Here is an 18,392-nt window from a genome sequence, read left to right on the forward strand (position 1 = left end):
CCCCCAAAGGAGGTATGGCATTCCGGGAAGGAAGGGACCCGGGTGGGTCTGAAAGGCTTTAGCGCCCTGCGTCGTCGCCGGTTTCCCGATGGAGAAGCAGTCCCAATCCGGCCGCCGCGAGCGCTGAAAGCATGCCCGTCAGGAAGGGGGCCTGGGTGCTCCATGACGCATACATCCAGCCGCTCGCCACCGGCCCTACCGTGCGGGCCAGCCCACCGCACGACTGCGCCAGACCCAGCACGGCGCCCTGCTGCGACGGCGGGGCCACCTGCGAGGCCTGGCTGGAAATCAACGGCTGCAAAAAGCCCATGCCCACGCCCACCAGCACCACGGAGACCATCATCGGAATCGCCTGCCACGACGCCGCGAGCCCCGCCATGCCGCCCGCGAGCAGGAGCGCTCCGCAGATCATCAGCCGGAACTCACCCGCCGCGCGCGACAGAGGACCAATCAGCCCGCCCTGGATGACCATGCCCAGGCCACCCACGACCGCGAAGGTGTAGCCCACCTCCTTGGAGCCCCAGCCCAGCCGCGCCTGTACCAGCAGCGCGAACGCCACCTGGAGCGTGGTCATGGACAGGAACACCGCGAAGAACAACCCCAGCACCAATCCCAATGCCTTGCGCTGCGGCGAGTCCTGCAACGCGGACCAGCGCGTCTGGGATTTCGCCGCCACGCGCTTCTCCACCGGGTGCGTCTCCGGCATCGCGAAGAACGCGGCCACGAAGCCCACCAGCGCCAGGCCTCCGGCGAGCAGCGGCGGCACCCACGCGCCCAGGCCGGAGAACAGGCCGCCCAACGTGGGCCCCAGCACCATGCCCAGGCCAATGCCCGCGCCGATGCGGCCCATGGCCCGGGCGCGCGTCTCCTTCGTCGTCACGTCCGCGAGCGCCGCCTGACACGCGGCGATGTTGCCGGACGTCGCCCCCGCCAGGATGCGAGACGCGAACAGCAGCGGCAGCATCAGTTGGTGGCTGGCCAGCGCGAACAGCGCCATCGCCACCGCGTTCGCCAGCAGGCTCAGGAGGATGACGGACCGCCGTCCGTGCCGGTCCGAATAGCGCCCGAGCAGCGGCGTGGCGAGCAGCTGCGTGAAGCTGAAGCACCCCAGGAGGATGCCCACCGTGCGCGCCGAGCCGCCCATGGACTGCACGTAGAAGGGCAGCATCGGGATGACGATGCCGAAGCCCACCAGGTCCAGGAACACGGTGAAGAACACCACCGCCTCCACCCTGCGCAGGAGGCCCGGCGTGGCCACGGGGGCCGCGCCCACGCTCTCAGCCACCATGGCCCGCCCGGTCCACCGGCAGCGCGTCCGCGTAGGCGCGCAGGATGCGGCCCTCGTCGTAGGTGGCCTGGAAGCCCGTGGCCTCCAGGAAGCGCTTGTTGTCCACCACGATGGGGTAGCGCAGGTGGTCCGTGGCCCCCACGGACAGCCGGGGGAAGCCCGCCCGGCCCAGCAGCAGCGACAGCACCGGCGACGGCAGCGGCACCGGCGTGCGGCCCGTGCCCCGGATGATGACCGACAGCGGCACCGGCGCGGGCCCCGCGACGTTGAAGATGCCGCGCACCTGCTTCTCCAGCGCCAGCTGCAGCGCCGTCACCACGTCCTCCTCCTGGAGCACGTGGAAGAGCGGGTCGTAGCCCAGCACCATGGGCACGCGCTTGCCGCGCAGCAGGTTCGCGAGCGTGCCCGTGCCCGGCGTGCCCAGCGTGTACACGAGCCGCAGCACCGCGGTGGTGACGTCCGGCAGGCGCCAGAGCGCAGTGGCCGCGTACAGGTCCGCGGCCACCAGGTCCGCCAGCTCCGGGATGGCCTCCAGCGCGCGCGGGGGCTCGTCCTCGGAGTGGTACAGCGGCGAGTCCGGCGCCGCGCCGTAGAACGTGTGCCGTCCCACGAAGAGCACCTGCTTCACGCCGTGCGCCGCGCAGTGGTCGAACAGCGCCTTGGTGCCGTCCAGGTTGATGCGGCCGCGCTCGTGCCCCTGCACGGTGAACGCCGTCACCGTGGCCATGTGAATCACGGCCTCCGGCTTCCAGCGGCGGAAGACGTCCTCGGCGGCGCGCTTGCGGATGTCCACCGGGTGGACGTCGATGCCCTTGGGCGCGTCCCGCCACGGGCGGATGTCGATGCCCGCGACTTCATGGCCGCTGTCGCGCAGCTTCAGCGCCAGCCTGCGCGCGATGCCGCCGGAGATGCCCGCGATCAACACCCTCATGGCAACAGCCTCCGGGCCCGGCGCAGGTTGCGCTCGGCGCGGTTGTCTTCGATGAGCCGCTGGATGCTCGCCCTCACCTGGTCCACGTAGCCCTGGATGACGTGGTCCTCCTCGTCGCCCGTGCCTTCGAAGACGAGCGGCTCGCCGTAATGGATTTCCAGGCCCACCGGCAGGGGCAGCGGCAGCAGGTACGGCGTCAGCGGCACGTACGGGACGCCCAGGAGCTTGCCCAGCGCATACGCGTTGGTGACCGTGGGGATGGCCGCGCCGCCGCCCAGGAAGGCGAAGGGGATGATGGGCGAGCGCGTCTGGAGCGCCAGCCGGATGAACCCCGTGCCGAAGTCCACCAGCGAGTAGCGGTCCGGGTAGAGCTTCGCGGTGCCGCGGGCGCCCTCCGGAAAAATCATGAGGAGCCGGTCGTCCTCCAGCAGGCGCACGGCGTGCTCGGGCAGGCCGGTGAACTGGCCGGTGCGGCTGGCCCACAGCGAGGCCACGGGGAACTTGTGGATGAAGCGCTCCACCATGCCCTGCGCGAGCCGGGGCGGGTCCATCTCCAGCATCGTGGAGGTGAGCACCATCATCCCGTCCACCGCGACGCCGCCGGAGTGGTTGCCCACCAGCATGCCGCGGCCCTTCTTCGGGATGTGCTGCACGCCGGTGCAACGCACCCGGAAGTAGTTCCGGTAGAGGAAGGCGAAGAACTCCAGCGCCAGCTTCAGGTGCTTCTTGGAGATGCCGTAGGGGTCGACACCGTATTCGTTGAAGGGCAGCTCCAACCGCTCTACCCGCGCTGACAGGGACTCGCTCTGGGGCACGGGGCGCACCGTAGCACCGCGCGTGAGCTTTGCACGGGGGGCCCGCGTCCCCCATTGTGCACCCGACGGGTGCCCCGGCCGGGCCCCCAGGGAGTGACGCGCGATGGCGGGGCAGCCGTGGACGGAGATGCTGGACGGGGTGGTCACGTGGGCCAAGGCCCTGCCGGCGGGGCTGTCCAACCAGGTGGCGGTGGACGTGAGCGGCCGGCGGGTGCGCCTGTCGCACGCGCGGGTGGAGGCGCTGTCGCGAGGAGTGCTGGGCCGCGTGAAGGGGCTCACCCTGCGCACCTGGGACAGCACTCCGTCCGTGTACGACCTGCGGCTGGACGTGCGCGGCTGGAAGCTGCGGGTGGAGACCACCCCCCAGCGCGTGGAGCTGGCCGGGGGCCGCTACACGCTGTGGCTGGCCACGCCGGGCCGGGTGGAGCTGGAGGAGTCCCCCGGCGCGTCATCGCTGCTGATGGGCGCGCTGCGCACGGGGGCGGGGAAGGCCGCGCTCCAGGCCCTGGCGCGCAAGCTGTTGCCGCCGGGACTGGCCTGGGACGGACAGGTGCTCCGGGTGGAGGGGGCGCTGCCGAAGGAGGGTGCGCTGGCGTCCCGCCTCTTTGAGTCCTCCTCCCTGCGGATGACCGCGGAGCACGCGCCGGAAGGGCTGTGGTTGTCCGCGGAGGAGTGGCCGGGGCTCCTGGACCTGCTCCAGGCCGCGCTGGGCCCGGGGTAGGGCGCGCTTCTAGCGGCCCTCGCCGTCCCACACGTTGGCGCGGCCCTCCAGGGGACCGCGCTGCGGACGGACGATGCAGAAGCGCTGGCCGGTGGGGGCCTCCATCACCCACCAGCGCTTCACGTAGGCGATGCGCCTGGCGCCCAGGGCCTCCAGCCGCTCCACCTCCGCGTCCAGGTCATCCGATTCGATGTCCAGGTGGATGCGGCTCTCGTGCTCCACCTGCTGGATGAGGAGGCTCGGCTCCTCGGGCTTCGCCTCCAGCTCGCGGTAGGTGGGCGAGTCCGGATCCACCGGCTTCATCGCCCGCCCCAGCGCCGCGCTCCAGAACCGGGTGGCGGCGTCGAAGTCCTCGACCTTGCAGTCAATGACGAACGTGCTGAGTCGGCTGTGATGCATGGCTCGCTCCTGATGGGCCGGGCAGGGGGGAAGCCCGTTGAGGGGGAGCCAGGGATACACCGAAAAGCGGGTGGAAGGTACGACGGAGTGAAAGGGGCGGACGGCCCTCCCTGCGCCGTCCGCGCCCGGACAGAAGGCCTACTGCCCGCTCATGCCCGGGCCCGGCTTCCAGACCTTCACGTAGTCGATGGACGCGGTCCACGCGGTGGCGCCCGTGGCGTTCGCGTCGCCGTACCAGAACGCGGACCCGCTGCCGGTGAGGGCCCAGGTGGACGCGACGAAGTTCGCCATGCCCACGAGCATCCGCTTGTAGTCCGGGTTGTTGGAGAACGCGGCTGGCAGCGGGACCTCCCGGATGGCGTTGGTCGCCGGGTCGCCAATCCACATCCGGATGTCATTGCCCACGCGGCGCGCGGTGTAGACCCACTGCTTGCCATTGCGGCGGTCCACGGCGGGGCGGACCTCTGACTGCTTGTTGTCCGGGTCCCAGTGCCACGTGGTCATCACGTTCGTGCCGTCGTTGTTGGGCAGTTCGACGATGTCCAGCTCCGGAGGCCACGGCGTCCCGCCCCAGCTCTCCGCGACGGGCCACATCAGGAAGTACATGCCCGTGCCCATGCCCGGCGGCAGGTCCGCCTTGAACGACACCTGGTAGTCCGCGTAGCCGGGATGCGCCGGACGGAAGTTCTGCGCGTCCCACCACGTGCCCTGGTCCAGGTAGCAGCCGTCCCAGACGCCCGAGCCGTCAGCGCGCTTGCGGGCGCGCATCTCCAGTTGACCGTTGACCGTCACGCACTGGCTCTGCGTGTTCATCACCATGACCGTGTGGTTGAGCGGCACGTTCGTCTGCCATTGCTTCCACTTGTTCCAGTCCAGCGAGTCGAAGTCGTCCTGGAGGTCCAGCACCCAGCCGGCGGGCGGGGTGGGGACGCCGCCCACGCCGGGCGTGTTCCCGGACTGCAACGTCCAGCCCACCTGGGCGGACGCCTCGCCCGTGGCCTCGTAGTACTCCACCTTCACGCGGTGCGTGCCGGCGGTGAGCGTGACGTCGCCGGTCCGCGTCGACGCGCCGTGGTCGCCCCAGTGGTCCACGACGAGCGCCCCGTCGACATAGACGCGGCTGCCGTCGTCGGACGTGGTGGAGAACCGGTACGTGCCCGCGCTGGCGAAGCTCCAGTCGCCCTCCCAGCGCACGCTGAAGCCGTCCACGCCCACGCCCGCGCCGGGGCTCCCCGTCCCCCAGGAGAACTGGATGGCGGCGTCCTGGCGCTGGAAGGCCCGGGTCGTCAGGTCCGGGTCGCTGAAGTAGGTGCCCCGGAAGGCGCCCGTGGGAATGGGCAGCTCACCCGTGCCCGCGGCGCCCCCCAGGAGGTTCACCTCCTGGACCCAGGAGCCGCTGGTGTTCGTGCGGTAGCGCACGTAGACGAAGCGCGCGTTCGTGTCCGGGATGTCGCAGCCCTTCCACTGGACGGTGCTGCCGTCGACGTCGCAGTCGTACCAGCCCGTCTGGGACCAGCTCGCGTCGAAGAGCTGGACGTGGAAGCGATAGGCCTGGTCGCCCAGGCTCCACACCTCCCGCACCTGCTTCAGCGTCCCCAGGTCGTAGCCGACAAAGGCGTTGTCGCCCGCGCCCCACGCACCCGACGCGTCATCGCCGTCGTTCACCTGCCAGGGGTAGTTGAAGCCGCCGTCGTCGATGAGCGTCGCGGCCAGCTCGCCGGTGACCGCGCCGCGTGAGACGGCGACGCGTGTATCTGGAGGGGGCTCACGGACGTCACAGGCCGCCAGCGAGCACAGGGGGAGCACCAGACACGTCCGGACGAGCGCACGGGAACGGGAACGCGGGGATGGGAGCATCTTTCGCCTCCAACGAGGGTGGGAGGCGACGTGATATCCTTGTTATTCAAGCCTTCGAAGTGTCTTTCAGTGAAATTGGCTTGATCGTGTTTTGCTTGTTCGGCGGGTGTCGTGGGCGGACCTTGGGCGCCCTTTGGGCCCTGCCTCAGTTGGGCCGCGCGAGCAGCTTGTCCAGCGCCGCGTAGCTCTCGTTGAGGCCCTGCTCCATGCCGGAGCCGACCATGCCCTGGAGGTCCTCCGCGGTGTGGAACAGGGAGATGTTGACGAGCTTCGTGCGCCCGTCGCCCAGGTCCTCCAGCGTCATCGTCTCCACCGTCACGTGGCCCGGCATGCCGTCCCACTCGAAGGTCTGCTCGATGCGCTCCATGGGCGTCACCTCGCGGTAGCGACCCTCGAAGCCGTGGGTGCCTTCGGGAGTGTGTTCGACGAAGCGCCAGTGGCCGCCGCGCTGAAGGTCCATGCGCTCAACGACCACCTTGTTGCCCCGGCCCCACCACTGGGAGACGAGCGCGGGGTCGGTCATCGCCTTCCACACCCGCTCGCGGGACGCGTTGAAGATGCGCTCGATGCGCAGCTCCCGCTCCGCGGTCTGGGTGACGATGGCCTTGGGGGATGAACTCGCGACTTGGGTCGTCATGGCGTTCCTTTCGTGCGCTCGAGGAAGTCCTCGAGGTTGTCCAGGCGCTGCTCCAGCATGGTCCGGTACGTGGCCATCCACTTCGCCACGTCCTCCAGCCGCTTCGGCCCGAGCTTGCAGTGGCGCACCCGCCCGACCTTCTCCGTCGTGACGAGCCCCGCCTCCTCCAGGATGCGCACGTGCTTCTGGAAACCCGTGAGCGTCATCTCGAAGTGCTCGGACAGGCTGCCGATGGACGCGCCGGTCCCTCCCCCCAGTCGCAGGAGGATGGCCCGGCGCGTCGGGTCCGACAGCGCCGCGAACGTACGGTCGAGGGCGGCTTGAGACTGAACCATTTGGTTCAGTGTTAAGGCCTGAGGCTCCCAACGTCAAGGCCCCCGGTGCTGTCTACTTGCGCTTCTTCGACATGGAGCGGACGAAGACGGAGTCGATGCCGTGGATGCGCAGGGAGACGAAGTCTTCCGCGGTGGCGTTCTCGTAGCCCGCGTCGCGCATCTCCTTCACGAACGCGGCGGTGACGCCGTGGATGCGCATGGACACCAGGTCGTCCGCGCTCAGGTCCTTGAAGCCCAGGCCGCGCATCTCGCGGATGAAGTCAGGCGTCACGCCGTGGATGCTCATGGACAGGAGTGAGTCCAGGGGCAGGCCCTTGAACCCCAGCGCCGCGAGGCCCTGGATGCGCTCCGGCGTGACGTTGTGGATGCGGCTGCTCACCAACTGCTCGATCGTCAGCTTCGGGTAGCCCTCGGCGGCCATGGCCCGGACGTACTCCGGGGTGACGCGGAAGATGCCCACCTGGACCAGCTCCTCCACGGTGGTCACCTTCTGGCCCACGGCCGCGAGCGCCTGGACGCGCTGCGGGCCGACGTTCACGCTGGCCAGGAGGAATTGCTCGTCCGCGTCCGGCTTGGGAATGCCCAGCTCCGCCAGCTTCTTCGTGAAGCTGGCATCCGGGCTGAAGCGCCAGGTGCCCACGCCCTGGCCGTCCTTGAAGCGGCCCTCGAAGTCGAAGGTGCCCGCCTCGCGCACCAGCTTGAAGGGGGCGCTGCTCCCTTCCGCCGTGGACAGCCCCTGGAAGTCGGTGAGCGGCGCGGAGAAGCCGTGGTGCGAATCAGGACGGTCCTTGGGCTGCAATGACAACTGCAACTGCTGCTCCTTCACGTACGCGCCCCACGTGCCGGTGCGCTGAGCATCGGCGGCGAGGACGGGGAGGGCGAGGAGCATCACGAACAGGGTGAGCCACGGAGACAGGCGCGACGTCATGACGGCGACTCCTTTTCGGGCAAGGCGCGGCCCTTCCGCGCGCCCGGGATGGCGCGCGCGGTGGGGCTGCATGGGAGAGGAAGGGAGGGGTTACTTCCGGAGCTTCTGCATGCGGCGGATGAAGTCCGCGTCCACGCCGCCGGTGCGCAGGCGCACCAGTTCATCCACGGTGGCGGGCTTCACGCCCGCGCCTTCCAGCTCGCGCAGGTAGCTGGAGTCGACACCCAGCGCACGGAGCTGCACGGCTTCATCCAGGCTCAGCTTCCCGAAGCCCGCGGCCTTCAGTTCGTTGAGCCACGCGGCGTTGATGCCCAGCGCCTTCGCGGACAGCAGGTCGTCGGAGTCCTCCTTGTCGAAGCCCAGGGCGGCCATCTGACCCAGCCACTCCGGCGTGACGCCCAGGTGCTTCATGGCCACCAGCTGCTCGGCGGGGATGGAGCGGCCGAAGCGGTCCGTCATGGACTTCACGTAGTCCGGCGTGACGCCGGCGTGCTGGAAGCCCACCAGCGTGTTCACCGTGGGCTCGTAGCCCATGGCGGAGATGCGCTCGACGACCTCCGGGGTGACGCCCGCGATCTTCAGCGCGACCAGCTGGTCCACGCTCAGCGGATCCACGCCCACGCGGGTCTTCTCGTCGGCATCGTCCGACTCCTTCCTCGCCGCGCGGGCCTTCTCCTTCGCGGAGGGCGCGGGGTTCGGAGCAGGCGCGATGACCGGCGCGGGCGCCGGGGGCGGAGGAGGGGGCGCCGCGAGGACCGCGAGCAGCGTCGGCTGGGGGACCGCGAGCTGGGCAGGTGCCAGGGCCGTCCTTGCGGCGGCGGCGAGCGACGTGGGCGCAGCGGCGACCTGAGTGGGCTCAGGGGCCGTCCTCGCGGCGGCGAGCGACGTGGGCGCGGCGACCGGGTTGGTCATCGAAGCGGCGCGCGACAGGCCCGTGGACGCGGTGGCATCGGTCCGGGGCTTGGCGCTCACGGACGGGGCCACCAGGGCCTTCGCCTCCTGCGCCTTCGCGGGCTGCACGGCGAGCGCCGTCAGCGGCACCGCCAGCGCCAGGCTGCTGGCCAGCGTGACGATGGACACCCCCGCCGCCCAGCGCGACGAGCACCGCGACGCGGGCGCCACCACCAGCCGCCGCACGCGGTCCTTCAGTGAACCTCCCAGCGCGGACATCGCGGGACCGCTGGTGTCCATGCCCTGCAGCCGCAGCGCCTCCAGGGCGGTGAGCGCTCGGGCGTAGGGGAGGGCGCCGGGGCCCTGCCGCACCGCGAGGTCGTCACAGCAGTTCTCCCGCTCCACGCGGATGACCTGGGACATCCACCACACGGCCGGGTGGTAGAAGAGCAGCGTCTCCACCAGCGTCTGCACCATGTTCACCGCGAAGTCGTGACGGCGGATGTGGGCCAGCTCGTGGGCCAGCACCAGCTCCAGCTCCCGCACGGCCAGCCCGGTGAGCGTGGCGGTGGGGACCAGCACCACCGGCTTCAGCCAGCCCAGCGTGGACGGCACGTCCAGCTTCGACGACACCAGCAGGCGCACCGGACGCGTGAGGTTCAGCCGCCGCGCCAGCACCTCCAGCCGCTGCTGCCATTCCCACGACGCGTGCACCGCCTCGTCCACCTGCCGGCGCAGCCCCATCCAGCCCCTGAGCAGGCGCAGCGACGACGCCGCCACGCCCAGCCCCCACGCCAGCACCAGCCAGGGCAGGTGCTCGCCCACCTGCTGGAACATCCCGTCCAGCCGGGGCAGCGACATGGTCTCCTTCACGGACATGGGACGCGCGGCGGGCAGCCGCGTCAGGGCGGGGGACACCGGGGCCGGCAGGGGCGCCACGGTCCGCGGGACCACCGCGGTGCGCGCCACCGGACGGGCTTCCGCCGCGCGCGAGGCATGCCGCCACGCGGTGGCCACCGGCAGCGCCAGCATGATGCCCAGCGCGCCACACGCCAGCGCGTAGCGCAGGTTCGCCGAACGCCGCCCCACCCACCGGAGCGCCAGCGCCAGGGCCACCGCCACGAGCGCGCCCTGCCACACCAGGTGCACGAGCGCCCAACCCACCGCTTCCAGGATGAGACCGTTCATGACTCCGACTCCTTCTCGAGCGAATCCAGCAGCTGGCGCAGCTCCGCCAGCTCCTCCGGGGACGTCTTCTTCGTGGACAGGGCCTGCAGGGCGAGCCGCGCCGGGGACCCGCCGAACACGCGGTCCACCAGGTCGGTGACCAGCTGCTGCTGGGTGCTCTCCCGGGGGAGCCGGGCGCTGTAGACGTGCGCGCGCTGGGACTCGTCGCGCGTCACCAGCCCCTTCTCCGTCATGATCTGCATCGTCTTCAGGACGGTGGTGTAGCCGCCCCCGTCCTGAAGCGTCTCGTGGACCTCGCGCACCGTGCGCGCGCCCCCGTCCCACAGCACCCGCAGGATGGCCAGCTCGGCATCCGTGGGTCGCGGCAGCTTTCCTCGGCTCATGGCTTCCTCTCTCCTCACCGCTTCCTACGCATAGTTATACGAACGATTTCGTAGGTGTCAACGAAGCCTTTCGTACTTCACGGGCAAGGGGCCCTGTGGGGAGGGGAAGGGCGTCCCCGAGGGCTGGCGCCCAGACAAGCCATCAGGGAGGGGTGAACCGGACGGCGGGGTGTTTACCGTTTTCACGACCGGGCCCATGGCCACGCGGCGGGGGAGCCCGAGGAGCCTGTCCATCCATGCGTGTCATCCTCTTCTGTCATTCCCTGCTGTCGGACTGGAACCACGGTGACGCCCACTTCCTGCGCGGGGTGGTGACGGAGCTGGCCGCGCGAGGCCACTCCGTGCGCGTGTTCGAACCGGAGGACGCGTCGAGCTTCCAGTGCCTCCTGGAAGAACCCCACGGCGTGGCCGTGCTCAACGAGGTCCGAGCCCTCTACCCGCACGTGCGTCCGGAGCGCTACGCACCCGACACGCTGGACCTGGAGGCGGTGCTCGATGGCGCGGACCTGGTGCTGGTGCACGCCTGGACGTCGCCGGACCTGGTGCGCCGCATTGGAGCGCACCGGCGTGACGGCGGCCGCTTCCGCCTCCTCTTCCACGACACCTGGCATCGGAGCGTGAGCGCGCCCGAGGTGATGGCCGGCTACGACCTGTCCCGGTACGACGGAGTGCTCGCCTCCGGAGACGTGCTCCGGGACCTCTACCTGGAGCGGGGCTGGGCCCAGCGAGCGTGGACCTGGCACGAGGCCGCCGACGTGCGCGTGTTCCACCCGCACCCGCGCAACCGCGAGGTGCGGGACCTGGTCTGGATTGGCAACTGGGGTGACGACGAGCGCACGAAGGCGCTGCAGGAGTTCCTCGTGGAGCCGGTGCATGAGCTGGGCCTCACCGCGCGGGTGCATGGCGTGCGCTACCCGGTCCCCGCCCTGCGAGCCCTCTTCGACGCCGGCATCGAGTACGCCGGCTGGCTGCCCAACCACCGCGTGCCCCTGGCCTTCTCCCAGGCGCGCGTCACCGTGCACATCCCCCGGCGGCCCTACGCCACGCTGCTGCCTGGCATCCCCACCATCCGCCCCTTCGAGGCGCTGGCGTGCGGCATCCCGCTGGTGTCCTCTCCCTGGGAGGACTCGGACGGGCTCTTCACCGCGGGGAAGGACTACCTCGTCGCCCGGGACGGCGCACAGATGCGGCGCCACCTGTCCGCGCTGGTCGCGGACACGGAGATGCGGCACGCCTTCGCGGAAGCCGGCCTGCGCACGGTACTGTCGCGGCACACCTGCGCGCACCGGGTGGAGGCGCTGCTCGTCATCTGTCAGGAGTTGGGGATGTCCGGTGACGTCCTCCACCCGCTGTCCTCGGAAAGAGTCCTCGCATGAGCGGCGGCCTGCGCTTCGCCTTCTTCGGTTCCAGCCTCGTGTCCACCTGGTGGAATGGCGCGGCCACCTACTACCGGGGCCTGCTGCGCGCCCTGCACGCGCGCGGGCACCAGGTCACCTTCTATGAACCGGACGCCTCCGGCCGGCAGGAGCACCGTGACCTCCATGAGCCGGACTGGGCCCGCGTCGTCGTCTATGCGAACAACCTGGGCTCGGTGGATGAATGCCTGGACGACGCCTTCGGCGTGGACGTGGTGGTGAAGGCCAGCGGCGTGGGGGCCCTCGACGCGTATCTGGATTCACGCGTGCTGGAGCTGCGCCGCTCCGGCACGCAGGTGGTGTTCTGGGACGTGAGCGCGCCCGCCACGCTGGAGCACGTGGCGAAGGACGCCCACCATCTCTTCCGTCAGCTCATCCCGCGCTTCGACCGCATCCTCACGTCCGGTGGCGGCGCGCAGGTGGTGAACGCGTACCGGGAGCTGGGCGCGAAGCGATGCGTGCCCATCCATCTGGCGGTGGATCCGGACACGCACCACCCCGTGGCGCCTGAGTCGCGCTTCGCCTGCGAGCTGGCCTTCCTGGGCAACCGGTTGCCGGACCGCGAGGCGCGCGTGGCGGCCTGCTTCTTCAAGGTCGCGGAGGCGCTGCCCCGCTCACGCATGCTCCTGGGCGGCAACGGTTGGGAGGACCGCGTCGTGCCTTCGAACGTCGTGCGGTTGGGCCACGTCTACACGCAGGACCACAACGCGCTGAACAGCTCGGCGCGCGCGGTGCTCAACCTGCACCGCGACAGCATGGCGCGCTTCGGCTTCTCACCATCCACGCGTGTGTTCGAGGCCGCGGGCGCGGGCGCCTGCCTCATCACCGACGCCTTCGACGGCGTGGAGCAGTTCCTGGAGCCCGGCCGCGAGGTGCTGGTGGCCCGCTCCGGTGAGGAGGTCGCCGAGCACGTGAAGCGCCTCACCCCGGAGGACGCGCGGCGCATCGGGCAGGCCGCGCTCCGGCGCGTGCTGGCCGAGCACACGTACGCGCACCGCGCCGTGGAGGTGGAGGCGGCGCTGGGCTGACGCATCCCTGTACGCGAGCCTCGGCGTCGGCCGGGGTTGCAACCCGGCGTGGCGGGACGCATCGATGGGAGTGCATGACGTCCCCTCCGCCTCCCAAGCCCTGCGCCGTCTGCGGCCGAGCCATCACCTGGCGCCGCAAGTGGGCGCGCGACTGGGAACAGGTGAGGTACTGCTCGGAGGCGTGCCGGGGGAAGCGGACCCAGGCGCGGGATTCCCCATGGGAGGCGCGCATCCTGGAGCTGCTCTCCCAGCGGGCAGGCGGCGCCACCGTGTGTCCCTCCGAAGTTGCCCGCGCGTCCGGCGACGAGGACTGGCGCGCGTGCATGGAGCCCGTGCGCGAGGCGGCGCGCAGGCTCGTCGCTCGGGGTGTGCTGGACATCGTCCAGGGGGGCCGGGTGGTGGACCCCTCCACCGCGCGCGGACCCATCCGGTTGCGCCTGCGCGCCTGAGGCCCGGCCACCGGGATGTGGTGCCCTGCACAGGGTTTTCACGGCCCGTGGAATCGCGCTTGCGCTCACATGGAGGGTCCGGCTACTCGCCGCCCATGGCCCACGACACGAAGCCCGCGTTCGACATCATCCTGTGGGGCGCCACGGGATTCACCGGCCGCCTGGTGGCGGAGTACCTGGCTCGCAATCAGGACGCGCACCGCGCGAAGTGGGCCATCGCCGGGCGCGACGAAGGCAAGCTGGATCAGGTCCGCTCGGAGCTGGTGAAGGTGCGGCCGGAGTTCGCGGACCTGCCGGTGGTCCTCGCGGACGCGAAGGACGCGGCCTCGCTGGACGCGATGGTGGCGCGCACGCGCGTCATCATCTCCACCGTGGGCCCCTACGCCCGCTACGGCAACGAGCTGGTCGCCGCCTGCGTCCGCGCCGGCACGGACTACTGCGACCTGACGGGCGAGGTGCAGTTCATGCGCAAGACCATCGACGCCCACGACGCGCGGGCGCGCGAGACGGGCGCCCGCATCGTGCACACCTGCGGCTTCGACTCCATCCCCTCCGACCTGGGCACGCTGATGGTCCAGGACTACATGCGGGAGAAGCACGGCGGCCACTGCGACCAGGTGCGCTTCCACCTGACGCGCATGCGCGGTGGCTTCAGCGGCGGCACCATCGCCAGCATGATGGACACCCTGGCGGCGTTGAAGGCGGAGCCGTCCCTCAAGAAGGTGCTGACCAGCGCCCACGCGTTGGACCCGGAGCCCTCCCGAGGCACGAAGGAGGAGCGCGACCTGGCCACGGTGAAGAAGAGCCCGGACACGGGCACGTGGACCGCGCCCTTCGTGATGGCCTCCGTCAACACGCGCGTCGTGCGGCGCTCCAACGCGCTCCTGGGCTACCCGTGGGGCCGCGACTTCTTCTACTCGGAGGTCTCCGACTTCGGCCCCGGGCCCAAGGGCCTGGCGCTCGCCGCGGCGACCACCGCGGGGCTGGGCGGCTTCATGCTCCTGTCGAACGTGGACCCCGCGCGGGAGCTGCTGGAGAAGCACGTGCTGCCCGCGCCGGGCGAAGGCCCGTCCGCCACCGTGCGCGAGCGCGGCCTCTTCGAGGTGCGGCTCCTGGGCGAGGGCCACTCGCCCAAGAGCGGTCAGCGCGTGAAGGTGGAGGGCAAGGTCGCCTCGAAGGGCGACCCGGGCTACGCGGCCACGGCGCGCATGCTGGCGGAGTCCGCGCTGTGCCTCGCCTTCGACACCATCCCCAAGCGGGGCGGTGTGCTCACCCCCGCGTCCGCCATGGGCATGGTGCTGGTGGAGCGCCTGCGCAAGGCGGGCATGACGTTCGAAGTGCACGACCGCGCCGCGTGAGGGTGCGGCGGGGCACTCAGTCGCGCAGGTAGTGGCAGGTGTAGCCGCCGGGGTTCTTCACCAGGTAGTCCTGGTGGTAGCCCTCGGCGGGCACCCACTCGCCGGCGGCGGTGATTTGCGTGACGATGGGCCGGGACCACTTGCCGGACCTGCCCACGCGGGCCTTCACCGCCTCCGCCGTCCGGCGCTGTTCGTCCGACAGGTAGAAGATGGCGGAGCGGTACTGCGAGCCCACGTCGTTGCCCTGGCGGTTGAGCGTCGTCGGGTCGTGCATGCGGAAGAACCACTGCTCCAGCAGCGCCTCGTACGTCAGCAGCTTCGGGTTGAAGACGACGCGCACGGCCTCCGCGTGCCCCGTCTCCCCGGTGTGCACGTCCTCGTAGGTGGCGTCCTTCTTCGAGCCGCCGGTGTAGCCGGCCTCCGTGTCGATGACGCCCGGGATCTTCCGGAGGATGTCCTCCATGCCCCAGAAGCACCCGCCCGCCAGGTACGCCGTCTCGCGCGTGGCCTCCGTGGGGGCCGCCGCCTTCGCCAGCACGACGGCGCCCGCTGCGGGTGCGAGCGCGCCCTGGGGCTCACCGGGCGCCGCGAGGCCGAAGGCGGGCAGCCACGCGCCATAGCCCTTCGAGGCCAGCTCGTTCACGGGGACGAAGCGCAGCGACGCGGAGTTGATGCAGTAGCGCAGGCCCGTGGGCTTGGGCCCATCCTCGAAGACATGGCCCAGGTGCGAGTCGCCGTCCTTCGAGCGCACCTCCACGCGCTCCATGCCCAGGGCGCTGTCGCGCTTCTCCACCACGTGGGCCTTGTCCAGGGGGCGGGTGAAGCTGGGCCAGCCGGTGCCGGACTCGAACTTGTCGCGCGAGGAGAACAGCGGCTCGCCGCTGACCACGTCGACGTAGAGCCCTTCCTCGTGGTTGTTCCAGTACGCGTTGCGGAAGGGCGGCTCGGTGGCCTCGTGTTGCGTCACCTGGTAGGCCAGGGGGGACAGGGTGCGCTTCAGCTCCGCGTCGGACGGCTTCGTGTACTTGCGGCCGTCCTGCACCGGGGCGGACGCGGTGGCCGCGGGCTTCGCGCCGGGCGGAGCGCCACGCGCCTCGGTGCACGCGCTCAGCGCGGTGGCCAGCACCAACAAGGCGGGCCACAGCCGGCGCGCCACCGACAGCCGGGTGGGAGAAGACACTGCTCGGGCGGACGACATGGGTCGCGAAGCCTCCGGGCGCCGCCGGAAGAGGGGGCGCCACCTCAACGTACGCGTGACACCCGGGGACGGTTACAGGGGGGCCACGAAGACCTGCCGGCCGGGCGGGCCTCCCCGTGGCTCGCCGGAGGGCCGGGCAGTGGCCGACGGGGGGCCGGAGGCGCTACGGTTCATTGCGAGGACCGGGAGGGAGCCGATGAGCCGGGCACGCGGGCCGCGAGGTCCAATCGGGCGGGTGACGGGCATCTCGCGCGCGGAAGGCGCCAGCGTCGTCCTTCGCATCCGGGCCCTCCAGAGCGTGGAGGGCGCCGCGCCAGTGGCGGAGCGCAACGCGCCCCGGCGCTCCTTCGCGGAGGTGATGGAGCGTCAGGCGCAGGGCCTGAACACCGCGGAGCCCCTGCCGTTCCCCGTGGCTCCCAAGCCCCTGCCGCCGCCCGTGCGCGGTCACGAAGACGAGGAGTTGATGACCGCGGAGCCCGCGCCCGACACCTTCGTCGGGCTCATGTGGTCCAAGCTGAAGCGCCCGCGCTGAAGCGGAGCGCTACCACCAAGTCGCGGCGAGCCCGCCCAGGGACACGGAGTCCTGGCTCGCGGCGTCGTTGGCTGAAGCGCTCCCGCCGAAGCGCTCCAGGGCGGGCGCTCCATCCTGACCCGCCACCACCAAGTCGCGGCGAGCCCGCCCAGGGACACGGAGTCCTGGCTCTCCCTGGCGTTGGCTGAAGCGCCCCCGCTGAAGCGCTCCAGGGAAACGGCTACCACCAAGTCGCGGCGAGCCCGCCCAGGGACACGGAGTCCTGGCTCTCCCTGGCGTTGGCTGAAGCGCCCCCGCTGAAGCGCTCCAGGGAAACGGCTACCAGCAAGTCGCGGCGAGCCCGCCCGGGGACACGGAGTCCTGGCTCGCCCTGTCGTTGGCTGAAGCGCCCCCGCCGAAGCGCTCCAGGGAAACGGCTACCACCACGTCGCGGCGAGCCCTCCCAGGGACACGTAGTCCTGGCTCGCGGCGTCGTTGGCGGAGTGGAGGTCCGCGGGGACGCTGAGCGTCCGCGTGGCGGTGATGCGGTAGGACAGGCCCACGCTGGAGCGCGGCAGCGGCGCGGAAAACCGCAGGAGGGTGGTGTCGCCCACGGCCATCGGTCCCACCTCGCACTGGAGCGTGCCGGCGGCCATGAGGCAGTCCCGGGTGCTGGCCTGGAGGCCCGGGGGCAGGGCCACGGTGATGACGGCTCGGGTCAGCGGATCCGGCCCGTGCTGCGTGACGGTGAGCGTGTAGTCGATGCGCGGCACGGACACTCCCGGCCTGGGGACGGCGGTGAGCGTCACCTCCACGTCCGCGGAAGCCGCGGCCCTCAGCACGGACACGTCATGGCCCCGGGTGTTGGCGGTGACGACGTCTGGCTTCAGGTCACCGTCGAGCAGGCCCACCGCGAGCGCCGCGGGGCCTTCGCCGGTGGTCAGGCGCGTGGGCGCGCCGAAGGAGCCGTGGCCCTGGCCGGGCAGGAGGGACACGGTGTCCTCGTTGAAGTTCGCGGTGATGAGGTCCAGCATCCCGTCGCCGTTGAAGTCGCCGGCCGCGACGAAGTACGGACCGCCCTTCACTGCGAAATCCACGCGCGCAGGGAACGTACCGGCGCCGGTGCCGCGCAGCACGGACACGCTCTGGCCCCGGAAGTTCGCGGTGACCACGTCCAGCTTCCCGTCGTCATCCACATCCACCACCGCGACGGAGTAGGGCGCGTTGCCCGTGGGGAAGTCCATGCGAGGCCGGAACGTCCCGTCCCCGTTGCCGAGCATCACCGACACCGTGTCCACGAAGTTCGCGGTGACCAGGTCCGCCATCCCGTCGTGGTTGATGTCGGCCACCTTCACCGCGAACGGGTTGGTGCCGGTGGTCACGTCCTTCTGGGGCACGAATCGTCCGGAGCCCCGGTTCAGCAGCACCGACACGGAGTCATCCAGCGCGTTGGCCGTCACCACGTCCAGGCGGCCGTCACCGTCCAGGTCGCCCACGTCCACGGCCGAGGGCTCCGCGCCCACGGAGTGGTCGGTCCGCGCCCCGAACGTCCCATCCCCGCGCCCCAGCAGCACGGACACCGTGCCTCCGAAGTGGCTGGTGACCACGTCCAGGTGGCCATCCACGTCGAAGTCCCCCACCGCGACCGCGCCGGGCAACGCACCGGTGGGCCGCTCCAGGCCGGGCGCGAACGTCCCGTCCCCCAGGCTCCGCAGCACGGACACGGTGCCCGCGGTGTGGTTGGCGGTGATGACGTCCAGGTGCCCGTCCTCGTCGAAGTCACCCAGCGCCACGGCGCGTGGTCCCATCCCCGTGGGGGACGCGCGAGGAGCATCCAGCAGCGGCCGCGCTGGGGTGACCGCCATCCGCGGCAGCGCCATGGCGATCAGCACCGCGACGCTGAACAGCATCACGCCCGCATGGGTCATTCGTGGGTGTCTCATGTCCATCCCCCTCTTCATTCACGATTCACGGCCCTGAACCGGCAAGGCCGTATGAACGCGGTTTCCGTGACATCCCCGCATGATGTTGAAGAAGTAAGAAGGGGGGCCGGGTGGGGC

18 protein-coding genes are annotated in these 18,392 nt (G+C 71.0%); 6 read left to right on the forward strand and 12 right to left on the reverse strand.

Going from position 1 to position 18,392, the window contains the following annotated elements; translation table 11 throughout:
- Positions 1–58 precede the first annotated feature (58 nt).
- Genes D7Y21_RS10890 through D7Y21_RS10900 form a run of 3 tightly spaced genes read right to left on the reverse strand, consistent with a single transcriptional unit; the run spans position 59 to position 3,043 of the window.
- A complete protein-coding gene (locus D7Y21_RS10890) occupies positions 59–1,288 on the reverse strand; it encodes an MFS transporter (protein ID WP_120565196.1) in 1,230 nt (409 codons plus the stop codon).
- On the reverse strand, positions 1,278–2,219 hold the full coding sequence (locus tag D7Y21_RS10895) for an NAD-dependent epimerase/dehydratase family protein (RefSeq protein ID WP_120565195.1): 942 nt from the start codon (positions 2,217–2,219) through the stop codon (positions 1,278–1,280). Before D7Y21_RS10895 ends, D7Y21_RS10890 begins: the two co-directional genes overlap by 11 nt.
- A complete protein-coding gene (locus tag D7Y21_RS10900) occupies positions 2,216–3,043 on the reverse strand; it encodes a lysophospholipid acyltransferase family protein (protein ID WP_120565194.1) in 828 nt (275 codons plus the stop codon). Before D7Y21_RS10900 ends, D7Y21_RS10895 begins: the two co-directional genes overlap by 4 nt.
- Before the next feature lie 94 nt (positions 3,044–3,137).
- Between D7Y21_RS10900 and D7Y21_RS10905 the strand changes: the two genes are divergently transcribed.
- A complete protein-coding gene (locus tag D7Y21_RS10905) occupies positions 3,138–3,755 on the forward strand; it encodes a hypothetical protein (protein ID WP_120565193.1) in 618 nt (205 codons plus the stop codon).
- 9 nt (positions 3,756–3,764) lie between these two features.
- On the opposite strand, the gene D7Y21_RS10910 is transcribed toward D7Y21_RS10905, so the two are convergent.
- From D7Y21_RS10910 to D7Y21_RS10940, 7 genes are all read right to left on the reverse strand, one after another.
- Positions 3,765–4,154 carry a VOC family protein gene (locus D7Y21_RS10910; RefSeq protein ID WP_120565192.1) on the reverse strand — a complete coding sequence of 130 codons (390 nt, stop codon included), beginning with the start codon at positions 4,152–4,154 and terminating at the stop codon, positions 3,765–3,767.
- A gap of 138 nt (positions 4,155–4,292) precedes the next feature.
- Positions 4,293–5,960, reverse strand: coding sequence for a PA14 domain-containing protein (locus D7Y21_RS10915; protein ID WP_158619345.1), 1,668 nt, complete (start codon positions 5,958–5,960; stop codon positions 4,293–4,295).
- 196 nt (positions 5,961–6,156) lie between these two features.
- Entirely contained in the window at positions 6,157–6,648 is a 492-nt protein-coding gene (locus tag D7Y21_RS10920) for an SRPBCC family protein (RefSeq protein ID WP_120565190.1), read from the reverse strand.
- Entirely contained in the window at positions 6,645–6,983 is a 339-nt protein-coding gene (locus tag D7Y21_RS10925; protein WP_120565189.1) for a helix-turn-helix transcriptional regulator, read from the reverse strand. Before D7Y21_RS10925 ends, D7Y21_RS10920 begins: the two co-directional genes overlap by 4 nt.
- A 52-nt stretch (positions 6,984–7,035) precedes the next feature.
- Entirely contained in the window at positions 7,036–7,911 is an 876-nt protein-coding gene (locus D7Y21_RS10930; RefSeq protein ID WP_120565188.1) for a 4-hydroxy-3-methylbut-2-enyl diphosphate reductase, read from the reverse strand.
- Between the two features lie 90 nt (positions 7,912–8,001).
- Complete coding sequence (locus tag D7Y21_RS43435) at positions 8,002–9,990, reverse strand: M56 family metallopeptidase (RefSeq protein ID WP_121713014.1); 1,989 nt, start codon at positions 9,988–9,990, stop codon at positions 8,002–8,004.
- Positions 9,987–10,373, reverse strand: coding sequence for a BlaI/MecI/CopY family transcriptional regulator (locus tag D7Y21_RS10940; protein WP_120565186.1), 387 nt, complete (start codon positions 10,371–10,373; stop codon positions 9,987–9,989). Before D7Y21_RS10940 ends, D7Y21_RS43435 begins: the two co-directional genes overlap by 4 nt.
- Before the next feature lie 236 nt (positions 10,374–10,609).
- Here D7Y21_RS10940 and D7Y21_RS10945 point away from each other — a divergent pair, with 236 nt between their 5' ends.
- The 4 genes from D7Y21_RS10945 to D7Y21_RS10960 all read left to right on the forward strand — a co-directional run bounded on the left by D7Y21_RS10945 (position 10,610) and on the right by D7Y21_RS10960 (position 14,623).
- The gene (locus D7Y21_RS10945) at positions 10,610–11,749 is read left to right on the forward strand and encodes a glycosyltransferase (RefSeq protein WP_121713016.1); all 1,140 of its coding nucleotides are present in this window, start codon (positions 10,610–10,612) and stop codon (positions 11,747–11,749) included.
- Positions 11,746–12,816: a glycosyltransferase gene (locus D7Y21_RS10950; RefSeq protein WP_121713018.1), complete on the forward strand. Its 1,071-nt coding sequence runs from the start codon at positions 11,746–11,748 to the stop codon at positions 12,814–12,816. The genes D7Y21_RS10945 and D7Y21_RS10950 overlap by 4 nt, the downstream gene beginning before the upstream one ends.
- A gap of 74 nt (positions 12,817–12,890) precedes the next feature.
- A complete protein-coding gene (locus tag D7Y21_RS10955) occupies positions 12,891–13,265 on the forward strand; it encodes a DUF2256 and DUF3253 domain-containing protein (RefSeq protein ID WP_121713020.1) in 375 nt (124 codons plus the stop codon).
- A 95-nt stretch (positions 13,266–13,360) separates the two neighbouring features.
- A complete protein-coding gene (locus D7Y21_RS10960) occupies positions 13,361–14,623 on the forward strand; it encodes a trans-acting enoyl reductase family protein (protein ID WP_121713022.1) in 1,263 nt (420 codons plus the stop codon).
- Positions 14,624–14,639: 16 nt separating this feature from the next.
- Here the strand turns inward: D7Y21_RS10960 and D7Y21_RS10965 are convergent, their stop codons facing one another.
- Complete coding sequence (locus tag D7Y21_RS10965) at positions 14,640–15,821, reverse strand: bifunctional methionine sulfoxide reductase B/A protein (RefSeq protein ID WP_121713024.1); 1,182 nt, start codon at positions 15,819–15,821, stop codon at positions 14,640–14,642.
- A gap of 196 nt (positions 15,822–16,017) precedes the next feature.
- Between D7Y21_RS10965 and D7Y21_RS10970 the strand changes: the two genes are divergently transcribed.
- Entirely contained in the window at positions 16,018–16,353 is a 336-nt protein-coding gene (locus D7Y21_RS10970; protein ID WP_147469254.1) for a hypothetical protein, read from the forward strand.
- A gap of 416 nt (positions 16,354–16,769) precedes the next feature.
- On the opposite strand, the gene D7Y21_RS10975 is transcribed toward D7Y21_RS10970, so the two are convergent.
- Positions 16,770–18,275 (reverse strand): FG-GAP-like repeat-containing protein, encoded by a 1,506-nt coding sequence (locus D7Y21_RS10975; protein WP_158627276.1) that lies wholly within the window; start codon positions 18,273–18,275, stop codon positions 16,770–16,772.
- Positions 18,276–18,392: the final 117 nt, after the last annotated feature.

Origin of the sequence: Corallococcus sp. AB045 (assembly GCF_003668895.1) — a bacterium.
In the GTDB taxonomy this organism is placed as follows: domain Bacteria; phylum Myxococcota; class Myxococcia; order Myxococcales; family Myxococcaceae; genus Corallococcus; species Corallococcus coralloides.

What these genes read in the sequence shown, in the direction of transcription:
- D7Y21_RS10890 (WP_120565196.1), bottom strand. Translation starts at nt 1,288, where the DNA reads ATGGTGGCTGAGAGCGTGGGCGCGGCCCCCGTGGCCACGCCGGGCCTC.
- D7Y21_RS10895 (WP_120565195.1), bottom strand. Translation starts at nt 2,219, where the DNA reads ATGAGGGTGTTGATCGCGGGCATCTCCGGCGGCATCGCGCGCAGGCTG.
- D7Y21_RS10905 (WP_120565193.1), top strand. Translation starts at nt 3,138, where the DNA reads ATGGCGGGGCAGCCGTGGACGGAGATGCTGGACGGGGTGGTCACGTGG.
- D7Y21_RS10910 (WP_120565192.1), bottom strand. Translation starts at nt 4,154, where the DNA reads ATGCATCACAGCCGACTCAGCACGTTCGTCATTGACTGCAAGGTCGAG.
- D7Y21_RS10920 (WP_120565190.1), bottom strand. Translation starts at nt 6,648, where the DNA reads ATGACGACCCAAGTCGCGAGTTCATCCCCCAAGGCCATCGTCACCCAG.
- D7Y21_RS10925 (WP_120565189.1), bottom strand. Translation starts at nt 6,983, where the DNA reads ATGGTTCAGTCTCAAGCCGCCCTCGACCGTACGTTCGCGGCGCTGTCG.
- D7Y21_RS10930 (WP_120565188.1), bottom strand. Translation starts at nt 7,911, where the DNA reads ATGACGTCGCGCCTGTCTCCGTGGCTCACCCTGTTCGTGATGCTCCTC.
- D7Y21_RS43435 (WP_121713014.1), bottom strand. Translation starts at nt 9,990, where the DNA reads ATGAACGGTCTCATCCTGGAAGCGGTGGGTTGGGCGCTCGTGCACCTG.
- D7Y21_RS10940 (WP_120565186.1), bottom strand. Translation starts at nt 10,373, where the DNA reads ATGAGCCGAGGAAAGCTGCCGCGACCCACGGATGCCGAGCTGGCCATC.
- D7Y21_RS10945 (WP_121713016.1), top strand. Translation starts at nt 10,610, where the DNA reads ATGCGTGTCATCCTCTTCTGTCATTCCCTGCTGTCGGACTGGAACCAC.
- D7Y21_RS10950 (WP_121713018.1), top strand. Translation starts at nt 11,746, where the DNA reads ATGAGCGGCGGCCTGCGCTTCGCCTTCTTCGGTTCCAGCCTCGTGTCC.
- D7Y21_RS10955 (WP_121713020.1), top strand. Translation starts at nt 12,891, where the DNA reads ATGACGTCCCCTCCGCCTCCCAAGCCCTGCGCCGTCTGCGGCCGAGCC.
- D7Y21_RS10960 (WP_121713022.1), top strand. Translation starts at nt 13,361, where the DNA reads ATGGCCCACGACACGAAGCCCGCGTTCGACATCATCCTGTGGGGCGCC.
- D7Y21_RS10965 (WP_121713024.1), bottom strand. Translation starts at nt 15,821, where the DNA reads ATGTCGTCCGCCCGAGCAGTGTCTTCTCCCACCCGGCTGTCGGTGGCG.
- D7Y21_RS10970 (WP_147469254.1), top strand. Translation starts at nt 16,018, where the DNA reads ATGAGCCGGGCACGCGGGCCGCGAGGTCCAATCGGGCGGGTGACGGGC.
- D7Y21_RS10975 (WP_158627276.1), bottom strand. Translation starts at nt 18,275, where the DNA reads ATGAGACACCCACGAATGACCCATGCGGGCGTGATGCTGTTCAGCGTC.